The sequence below is a fragment of the Kitasatospora sp. NPDC057198 genome (assembly GCF_042670125.1).
Classification (GTDB): Bacteria; Actinomycetota; Actinomycetes; order Streptomycetales; family Streptomycetaceae; genus Kitasatospora.
Genome location: NZ_JBHUWH010000336.1, coordinates 1 through 8,821, shown reverse-complemented (window position 1 = coordinate 8,821; position 8,821 = coordinate 1). Strand labels below are relative to the sequence as shown.

The following is an 8,821-nucleotide window of genomic DNA, read 5'->3' as shown; positions in this document are numbered from 1 at the left end:
GTGGTGACCTGTGCGGAACAGGTCCACCCCCTCTCCCGGAAGAGATGCCCGTCATGCGCCGTCCCCGCGCCCGGCGACTCGCCGTCGCCCTGCTCGCCCTGAGCGCCCTCGCCCCCGCCGTCCCGGCCGCCGCCGACTCCGGCGCCCCGTTCGCCCGCCCGGCCCTGCAGCCGGCGCACCGCCCCGTGCACCAGCAGGCGGACGAGGACTGCCCGCTCGACCCGGCGCTCGCGGCCCGGCTGGACGCGGCGATCGCCGACGTGCGGGAACGCACCGGCACCCCCGGTGTGATCGTCGGACTGTGGCTGCCCGGACGCGGCACCTACGTCCACGCGGACGGCGTCGCCGACAAGGCCACCGGGCAGCCGATGACGCCCCGGCTGAACATGCGGATCGGCAGCGAGACCAAGACCTTCACCGTCACCGCCGTGCTCGAACTCGTCGACCGCGGCCTGGTCGGCCTCGACGACCCGATCAGCAAGTACCTCGACGGCGTCCCCGACGGCGAGCACATCACGATCCGCCAACTCGCCGAGATGCGCAGCGGCCTGTACTCCTACACCTTCGACGACGACTTCGTGCACGCCCTGCTCAGCGACCCGAACCGGCCCTTCACCCCGCAGGAGTTGCTCTCGTACGCGTTCAAGCACGCCAACGTGTTCCCGCCCGGCACCGACTACCAGTACTCGAACACCAACACCGTCCTGCTCGGCCTGCTGGTCGAGAAGCTCGGCCGGATGCCGCTGCGCGACTTCGTCCACCGCAACATCACCGAGCCCGCCCACCTGAACCACACCCTCTTCCCGCGCGCCGCCGAACTGCCCCGCCCCTACGCGCACGGCTACACCGACCAGACGTTGGACGGCTCCACCGCCGACGCCACCCACTGGAACCCCTCCTGGGGCTGGGCGGCCGGCGCGATGATCTCCGACCTGCACGACCTGCGCCGCTGGGCGAAGACCCTGGCCACCGGCACCCTGCTCAGCCCCGCCACCCAGGCCGAACGGGAGAAGTTCCTGCCCGTCCCCGGCTTCGGCGACGGCGCCGGCTACGGACTCGGCCTGTTCCGGGTCGGCGGCTGGGTCGGCCACAACGGCTCCCTGCCCGGCTACGAGAGCGTCACCGTCTACCTGCCCGAGCAGGACGCCACCCTGGTGATCCTGCTGAACACCGACATCGTCCACGAGGGCAGCGAACCCTCCACCCTGTTCGCCGAGGCGATCACCTCGATCGCCACCCCCGGGCACGTGTACGAGCTGCCCGCCGAGAAATAACCCCAGGTCGGGAACCCCGCCCCGGCCGCTGCTCGTCCCTCCCGTCGTCCTGGAAGACGACGGGGGAGGACCCGGACATGGGGGAGACCGGACCGTACCGGGTGCTGCGCGCACCCGGTGCCGGGGGCGGCGGCGAGGGCGGTAGTGGCGGGGGCGGCGGCGACGGTCGCGGTGCCGTTCGCGGTGCCGGAGCGGCCCGGTTGTGCCGCGCCGCCGACGGGCTGCTGGTGATCCTCGAGGAGGCGCACCCCGCGGCGGCCCGGGACGCCGCCGCCCGCCGCCGCTTCGCCCGACAGGCCCGGGACGCCCGGCGGATCCGCGGACCCTGGACCGTCCCCGTGCTGGACGCCGGCCCCGACGCCGAACGGCCCTGGCTGGCCACCGCGCACGTCCCCGCGCCGAACCTCGCCGAACTGCTGCGCGCCACCGGCCCGCTGCCCGTCGCCACCGTCCGCCGCCTGGGCGCCGGCCTCGCCGCGGCCCTGGCCGCCGGACACCGGGCCGGACTGGTCCACGGCGGCCTCGAACCCGGCCGGGTGCTCATCACCGCGCACGGCCCGCGACTGGCCGGCTTCGGCCTCTGGACGCCCCCGGGCCCGGACGACGGCTCCGGCCCCCACCGCTACGGCCCCCTCGGGTACGCGTCGCCCGAGCAGATCGAACGGCCCGCCGAAACCGGCCCGCCCGGCGACGTGTTCGCGCTCGGCGCGCTGCTCGCCACCGCCGCCCAGGGCCGCCACCCCTGGACGGGCCACCCCCGGCCGGGAAGCACGGGAGCGGGAGCAGCGGCGGTGGCGGTGGGCGCCCCCGGGCCGGAACAGGAGCGGGCCGTCCGGCGGCGCACCACCGAGGGGCGTCCCGACCTCGCCGACGTCCCCGAGGCGCTGCTGCCCGCCCTCGCCCGCTGCCTCGACCCCGATCCGGCGCTGCGCCCGACACCCCGCCAACTGCTCGTCCTGCTCGGCCCCGAGGACCGCTCCGAACCCTGGCTGCCGCCCGCCGCCCTCGCCCTCACCGCCCGGTACGCGGCCGAGCTGCCCGCACCCGGGGACGCCGGGCCGGTCCACCTGCACCCGACGGTCGACCGGTACCCGGAGCTGCTCGACCTGACCGCCCGCCGGGCCGCCGCCGAACAGCTCCGGCCCGGCCCCGCCCGCGACGCCCTCGCCGAACTACTCCCCGTCGCACGGGAGCTGTACGGCCCCGACCACCCCGACACGCTCGACCTGCGGTTCGCCCACGCCACCCGCGTCGGCGAGGCCGGCCGGCCCGAGCAGGCCGCCGCCCTGCTCGCCGAACTGGCCGTCCACGCCGCCCGGACGCTCGGCCCCGACACCCCCGAGGCGTTCCGCCGGCACGTCGAACCCGTCCACCGCACCGCCCTCGCCCCCGGCGACCCGCAGCACCACGAGGCGCACGCCCAACCCACCGGCCTGCTCGGCCGCGACGGACAGTACGAGGCGGTCGCGGACGCCTGACGGACCGCCGCCGCCGACCTCGCCGAACAGCACGGCGAACGGCACCCCGACGCGCCGGCGGCCCGCTACCGGCAGGCGCTCCGGCCGCACCCCGCCGCACCCCGCCGCGGCCGGGCGATCGAAGCGTTCACCCGGCTCGCCCGCCGGCGTCGACGTCGGCATCGGCGTCGGCCAGCGGGCGCTGCCGCTCCACCGCGACCTGCTCCGGGACGCCACCGCGCTGCTCGGGCCGTTCGCCGAGCGCACCTCCCTGCTACCGCTCCGTCAACGCCCGCCATCGCCCGGAGCCCCGGCGCCGAATCCTGGCCGGGACGGGAAGCCGCGCCCCGTCCGTTCCGGACCGCTCGGGAGCAGGCGTCCACGCCGACCCGCCGCCCACTTCGGCGCGCGCCACTGCCCCGGCCGCCGGGACCGGGGCCGGGTGACGGGCAGCGGGAGATCAGGGCCGGTCGTCCGGCAGGTCGGCCGGGCGGATCCGGTACACCTGGAGGTTCAGGTCGTAGTACTTGGTGGTCTCGCCGACCCAGCGCATCCCCAGCCGCTTCGCCACCGCGTGCGCCCGGTCGTTCTTGGGCCGGGCCACCGCGAAGACCTCCTCGATGTCCTGGGTGAACACCCAGCGCAGCAGCGTCAGGCCCGCCTCCGTCGCGTAGCCCTGGCCCCACGCCTGCGGAGAGAGCTGCCAGGTGATCTCCAGATCCTCGTCGTAGGGCGGCAGCGGACGGATGCCCAGGCCACCGATCACCCTCCCGTCCTCGCGGCGCTCCACCGCCCACCGCCCGCGCGGCGGCAGCAGTTCCGCCTGTTCCCGCCCCCAGCGCTCCAGCACCGAACGCATCGCCTCGGCATCGGAGACCCGGGCCATCACGGGCGTCAGCCAGCGGGCGACATCCGTGGAGCCGTACACGGCCAGCGCGTCCTCGGCGTCGTCCGGCGTCCAGTCCCGGACGACGAGCCGATCAGTGGTCAGGCTGATCCCCATGGGCGGGTCCTCCCTCAGTCGATTGGCGGACGTCTCCCTCCACCGGAGTGTGCGCCCCCTGCCCGCCCGGGGCGAGCCGGAAGCCCAATCCGCACCAGCTGTCACCAGACGGTCACCCGCCCGCCGCCCGCCGCTCGTGTGGCTGCCGCCTGCCGCCCTTCGCTGCCTCTCCTCCGCCCCCGCCTGCCGTGCCCGGTCCCGCGCCCCCGCCCGCCGTCCTCCGGTGCGCCAGCCGCCCTCCGATGTGCCCGCCGTCCGCTCGCGGGCGGGGCGGTGTGCGGGGGTGCCGTCGGTCAGCGGCGGTCGCTGAGCGGGATGCGCAGGCCCTCCTGGCTCTGGCCGCGCAGGGCCAGGGCGGCGCCGACCTCCTCCGGCAGCACGCCCAGGCCCAGCAGGGCCAGGGCCAGGTCGGCGGCGGCGCGGTGCCAGTCACCGGCCCGCCGCATCAGGGTGTGACCACTGCCCAGCACCCGGTAGCCGGCCACCCGCGCGCCGTGGTCGCGGGCCCGCAGCGCGAACAGGTCGGTGTCGCCGGGCGGGGTCACCCTGTCCCGGTCGCCGTGCAGCATCAGCACCGAGCGGCCCCGCAGGTGCTCGGTCGGCTCATCCCGGGGGCACCACGGCGCCAGCGCGACCACGCCCCGTACGCACGGGTGGGCCGCCGCCCGCAGCGCCGCCCGGCCGCCCATCGAGTGCCCGATCAGCACCGTCGGCACCGGCCCCAGCTGCTCGGCCAGGTCGGACAGCGCCGCCTCCGCGTCACGTGCCGCGTCCGCCCGGTCACCGTTCCACCCCCGGCACCGGTAGCGCACCGTGCCCACCGCCAGCGACCGGCGGGCGTCGGCACTCGCACCGCGTTGCACCGCCCGCGCGAACGGCCGCATCCGCAGCCCCGGCAGGTTCAGCACCGGCGGCGCCTGCGCCCCGAACTCCCGGCCGCCGTGCAGCACCAGCACCGCCGCGTCCGGCGAGGGCGGCAGGGCCCGCCAGACCAGCGGCCGGTGCGCCCCCGCCACCGCACCCTCCGAGTGCACCGCCACCCGACCGCCCATCGCGCCGTCCCCTGCCGTAGTCGTCCGCATCCACCCGCGCCCGCCCGCGACGGCCGGCACGCACCCGCCGCCCCGGGCCCACCCGGCCGGAGCTGCCACTGTACGCGGACCCCACCGCCCGCCGACCCGACCGGACGGCCACCGGACGGCCACCGGATGCCCACTGGACGGCCCGGGAGGGCGGGCCCGCCCCGGGCGGTGGGCGGGGAGCGGTCGGGGCGCACCGCGACCACCGGTGCACACCACCGGAGCTGACTGCTCGTAAGGTGGGGGCGTGCCCTCGGCGCGCGGCCGGACCGGTCCGTCCACGCGCCGGACCGGTGCACCGCGGACCCGATCCACCAGCCCCCAGCCCGACAGGCCGACAGCCCGTCCGGACCGGGCACCGGGACCGCGACCGACCGCCAGAGCCGAGGGAGAGCCATGGCCGACGTCCACCCGCCCCGCACCGACGGCACCCCGAGCGCCGAGATCGGCGTGATCGGCGGTTCCGGCCTGTACGCGCTGCTCGATGAGGTCACCGAGGTGCACGTGGAGACCCCGTACGGACCGCCGTCGGACGCGCTGTTCGTCGGCGGGGTGGCGGGTCGGCGGGTGGCGTTCCTGCCCCGGCACGGTCGGGGGCACCGGCTGCCGCCGCACCGGATCAACTACCGGGCCAACCTGTGGGCGCTGCACGCGCTGGGGGTGCGCCAGGTGCTCGGCCCGTGCGCGGTGGGGGGTCTGCGTCCCGAGTACGGGCCGGGGACGCTGCTGGTGCCGGACCAGTTCGTGGACCGCACCTCGGGGCGGGTGCAGACGTACTACGACGGGCGGATCCTGCCGGACGGGTCGGTGCCCGAGGTGGTGCACGTCTCGATGGCCGACCCCTACTGCCCGGACGGCCGGGCCGCCGCCCTGGCCGCGGCCCGTGACCTGGCCTGGGAGCCGGTGGACGGCGGCACCCTGGTGGTGATCGAGGGCCCGCGCTTCTCCACCCGGGCGGAGTCGCGCTGGTTCACCGCCAACGGCTGGTCGGTGGTCGGCATGACCGGCCACCCGGAGGCCGTCCTGGCCCGGGAGCTCGGGCTCTGCTACACCTCGTTGGCCCTGGTGACGGACCTGGACGCGGGCGTGGAGAGCGGCGAGGGCGTCACCCACGCCGAGGTGCTCGAGGTCTTCGCCCGCAACGTCGACCGCCTGCGCACGGTCCTGTTCAAGGCCCTGGAGTCGCTGCCCGCCGCCCGCGACTGCATCTGTTCGCACGCCCTGGACGACCTGGAGACCGGCCTGCCCGGAGTCTGATCCCGAACTCCGTTCCCGCACCCGCCGTTTCCAGGTCCGCCGTTTCCAGGTCCGCTGTCTCCGCACCCGCTGTCTCCGCGCCGTCGTGCCGCTTCCTGCCCCTGCCCCTGCCCCACACCTCTCCGTCCGCCGGCTCCGGCCCGACGCTCCGCCGGGCCTCCACCGGGGCCCCGCCAGGAGCCCGCCAGGCCCCGGAGCGGAGGCGCGGACCGCCCGGTGACGGCGGCCCGCCGACCGGGTGGCTACCTGATCCGCCCGCGACGGTGCAGGTGTGCCGCCACCACCACCAACACCACCAGTACGACGGCCCAACTGATCACCACGCCCAGCAGCAGGGCCGGTTCGTCCAGTGCTACCGCCATCGCCAACAATCCGAACGAGACGGCCAGACAACAGGAGATCACCGCGACCACGATCCACGGCCGGGCCACCAGTGTCCGTCGTAGCCGGGCGATCCTCGCCGTCCGCATCGTGCGCAGCTCGCGCTCCAGCTCCTGATCGCTCCCCAGCTCGGCCTCGATCTGCTGGAGGATCAGTAGCTCACGCGGGGAGAGTGCGGGTCCGTCCATAAACCACCTCCGCGCCGCAGGCAGGTACGCCCCGGCCTTCCCCGCCGACGCGACCCTGCTCCCAGGTAGCAACACATGTGCCCGCTGGACGCCGGTTCTAACACCCGAACGCGCGCTCTACCACCTCCATGTCCATTGCCGTTCCCTCCTGTTGACGCCCTGCCGTCCCGCGCGCGGCACCGGCCGGCTGCCGCCGCGGGCCGCGCGCCGCCACCATGGCGCGCGCCCTGTGCGGAGCGGAGGACGGAGGAGCGGAACGGGAGGGCCCGGACGACACGCGAGGTGCACCGGCAGAACCGTTTCGCCGACGGGCACCGCTCCTACGGTGGTGCGTGCCGGGCCGGGCGCCCCGCCCTGTCCAACCTCGACCGGAAGGCCGTTCCACCTCATGCACCTGCGTCAGACGGTTGCCGCCGCCGCTGCCTCGATCGCCCTGCTGCTCGCCCTGCCCAGCCCAGCCGGTGCGGCCGTCGGCGAGTTCCGCTACACCTACTACGACGACTTCGGGAACCGCGCGGCCGGTGTCCTCGTCGAGCCGGACAGCCGGGTCTGCGTGACCCTGCCCGAGGTCGCCGACCCCGACACCACGGCACCCGCCTTCGCCCCGCAGAACTTCACCGGGTCGACCGTCACCATGTTCACCGGCCCCGACTGCGACGGGGACTACTACAGCCTCCGCCCCGGCGGTCGCGCCTCCGACCGGCTCAAGCTCCGTTCCGCGCTCTTCTCCTGACCCCGCGCCGCACCCCGGCGGCCTCGGCGCCACCCGGCGCCCCGGCACCCGGTCGCCCCCGGGACCGGGGCGACCGGGTGGGCGCGGCGGGGCGCGGCCCGCGGACCGGCGGCGGTCAGGCCGCGGAGGGCGGCTCGGCGATCAGGGCGGTGGCTATTCGCCGGAACCCGACGCCCTCGTAGATCCGCGCCACGGCGTCGTCGCTGGCGGAGAGGAACACCGTCCGCACCCCGGAGGAGCGGGCGTGCTCGACCAGCCGCGAGGTGACGAGGCGGGCCAGGCCCTGCCGGCGCAGGGCCGGCAGGGTGGCCACCGCGACGACCTCGCTGACCTCGCCGACCGGCTGGTGGCAGCCGGAGGCGACCGGCTCCCCGTCCGGGCCGAGGGCCGCGACCAGGACCGTGCGCCCGGCGGCTATTCGGTCGGTCATCCGGGCCACCGCCGCCTCCGCGTCGGGGGCCTTCACCGCCTCGGCGAGCTGCTCGGGCCCGGCCGCGCCGATCTGGGTGCCGGCCTCGGCGAAGGCCAGGTGCGGCAGCATGACGGCGGCCGCCAGCAGCGGGTCGCCGGGGGCGACCACCCGCACCTCGGGGGTGCCGTCCGCCTCGGCGGGGGCGTCGGCCGGAGCGGGGGCGTCGGAGGCGTCGGCCGGCGGGGTGTCGAGGTCGAGCACCAGCAGCGGGTGCTCGTGCACCTCCAGCCCGGCGGCCTCGACCGCGGCGCGCAGGCCCGGTGTGGTCTCGTGCACCCATTCGAAGCTCTCGGGTGCGCCCAGCTCGCGCTGTCTGGCCCGGACCCGTTCGACGTCCTCGGCGGTGAAGACTCCCGGGCCGCCCAGCGCGGGCCGGCCGTAGTAGTGCCAGCCCTGCCCGGTGCGGACGAACAGGGTGAAGGGGCCGTGCTCCTCGGTCGTCGCGGAGAACCGGGGGACCGCGTCGTAATAGGTTTCGAGCCGGGTCAGGACCACCTCCGGGCCGGAGCCGGGGGTGTGGTGCGTTTCGTGCATCGTGCCGTCCAAAGGGTGCGGTGCTTCCTCTTCCGTTTCCGTCGAGGTCGATCAGGCGGCATCACATCAGAGCGGTCGATCGTGTGCACGGGTTTTTTCGAACCGCGCACGGATTCCATTCGAAGCGGGATGCCTGACGGGGCGTCAGTAAAGAACCGTTTCTCCCAGCCGTTGAAAGCCCCGTCATGGCAGGAAGAAGGCCCGATCGACCGGGCGTCCAGGGCGTGCGACGACCCGGCCGATCGAAGGGATTCACCCTGGAGAGTGAACCCCGGGAAATCGAGGAGGGTTCCAGCGGGAATCGAGCGGGAGTCGAGCGGAATACGAGCGGAGGCCCGGAACCGACCGGCCCCGCAGAGCCCGGAACCGACCGGCCCCGCAGAGCCCGGTGCCGGTCGGCCCGGCAGAGTCCGGAGCCGACCGGCCCCGGCGGGCCTCAGCGC

At 75.9% G+C, this 8,821-nt stretch carries 8 protein-coding genes; 4 read left to right on the top strand and 4 right to left on the bottom strand.

The features are described 5' to 3' along the window. The first annotated feature begins 44 nt into the window (after window positions 1–44). The gene (locus tag ACFUEL_RS29005) at window positions 45–1,274 is read left to right on the top strand and encodes a serine hydrolase domain-containing protein (protein ID WP_380239732.1); all 1,230 of its coding nucleotides are present in this window, start codon (window positions 45–47) and stop codon (window positions 1,272–1,274) included. Window positions 1,275–1,351: 77 nt separating this feature from the next. After that, window positions 1,352–2,752 (top strand): hypothetical protein, encoded by a 1,401-nt coding sequence (locus ACFUEL_RS29000; protein ID WP_380239731.1) that lies wholly within the window; start codon window positions 1,352–1,354, stop codon window positions 2,750–2,752. Between the two features lie 439 nt (window positions 2,753–3,191). On the opposite strand, the gene ACFUEL_RS28995 is transcribed toward ACFUEL_RS29000, so the two are convergent. Together ACFUEL_RS28995 and ACFUEL_RS28990 are read right to left on the bottom strand one after the other, a co-directional pair. Next, window positions 3,192–3,734 (bottom strand): GNAT family N-acetyltransferase, encoded by a 543-nt coding sequence (locus ACFUEL_RS28995; protein ID WP_380239730.1) that lies wholly within the window; start codon window positions 3,732–3,734, stop codon window positions 3,192–3,194. A 293-nt stretch (window positions 3,735–4,027) separates the two neighbouring features. Next, window positions 4,028–4,786 carry an alpha/beta fold hydrolase gene (locus tag ACFUEL_RS28990; protein ID WP_380239729.1) on the bottom strand — a complete coding sequence of 253 codons (759 nt, stop codon included), beginning with the start codon at window positions 4,784–4,786 and terminating at the stop codon, window positions 4,028–4,030. Between the two features lie 423 nt (window positions 4,787–5,209). Here ACFUEL_RS28990 and ACFUEL_RS28985 point away from each other — a divergent pair, with 423 nt between their 5' ends. Beyond that, window positions 5,210–6,070 carry an S-methyl-5'-thioadenosine phosphorylase gene (locus ACFUEL_RS28985; protein ID WP_380239728.1) on the top strand — a complete coding sequence of 287 codons (861 nt, stop codon included), beginning with the start codon at window positions 5,210–5,212 and terminating at the stop codon, window positions 6,068–6,070. Between the two features lie 242 nt (window positions 6,071–6,312). Here the strand turns inward: ACFUEL_RS28985 and ACFUEL_RS28980 are convergent, their stop codons facing one another. Continuing rightward, a complete protein-coding gene (locus ACFUEL_RS28980) occupies window positions 6,313–6,639 on the bottom strand; it encodes a hypothetical protein (protein ID WP_380239727.1) in 327 nt (108 codons plus the stop codon). 388 nt (window positions 6,640–7,027) lie between these two features. On the opposite strand from ACFUEL_RS28980, the gene ACFUEL_RS28975 reads away from it, so the two are divergent. Continuing rightward, window positions 7,028–7,372, top strand: a complete 345-nt coding sequence (locus tag ACFUEL_RS28975) for a hypothetical protein (RefSeq protein WP_380239726.1) — start codon at window positions 7,028–7,030, stop codon at window positions 7,370–7,372. A gap of 115 nt (window positions 7,373–7,487) precedes the next feature. Here the strand turns inward: ACFUEL_RS28975 and ACFUEL_RS28970 are convergent, their stop codons facing one another. Then, window positions 7,488–8,378 (bottom strand): GNAT family N-acetyltransferase, encoded by an 891-nt coding sequence (locus ACFUEL_RS28970; protein ID WP_380239725.1) that lies wholly within the window; start codon window positions 8,376–8,378, stop codon window positions 7,488–7,490. Between the last annotated feature and the right edge of the window lie 443 nt (window positions 8,379–8,821).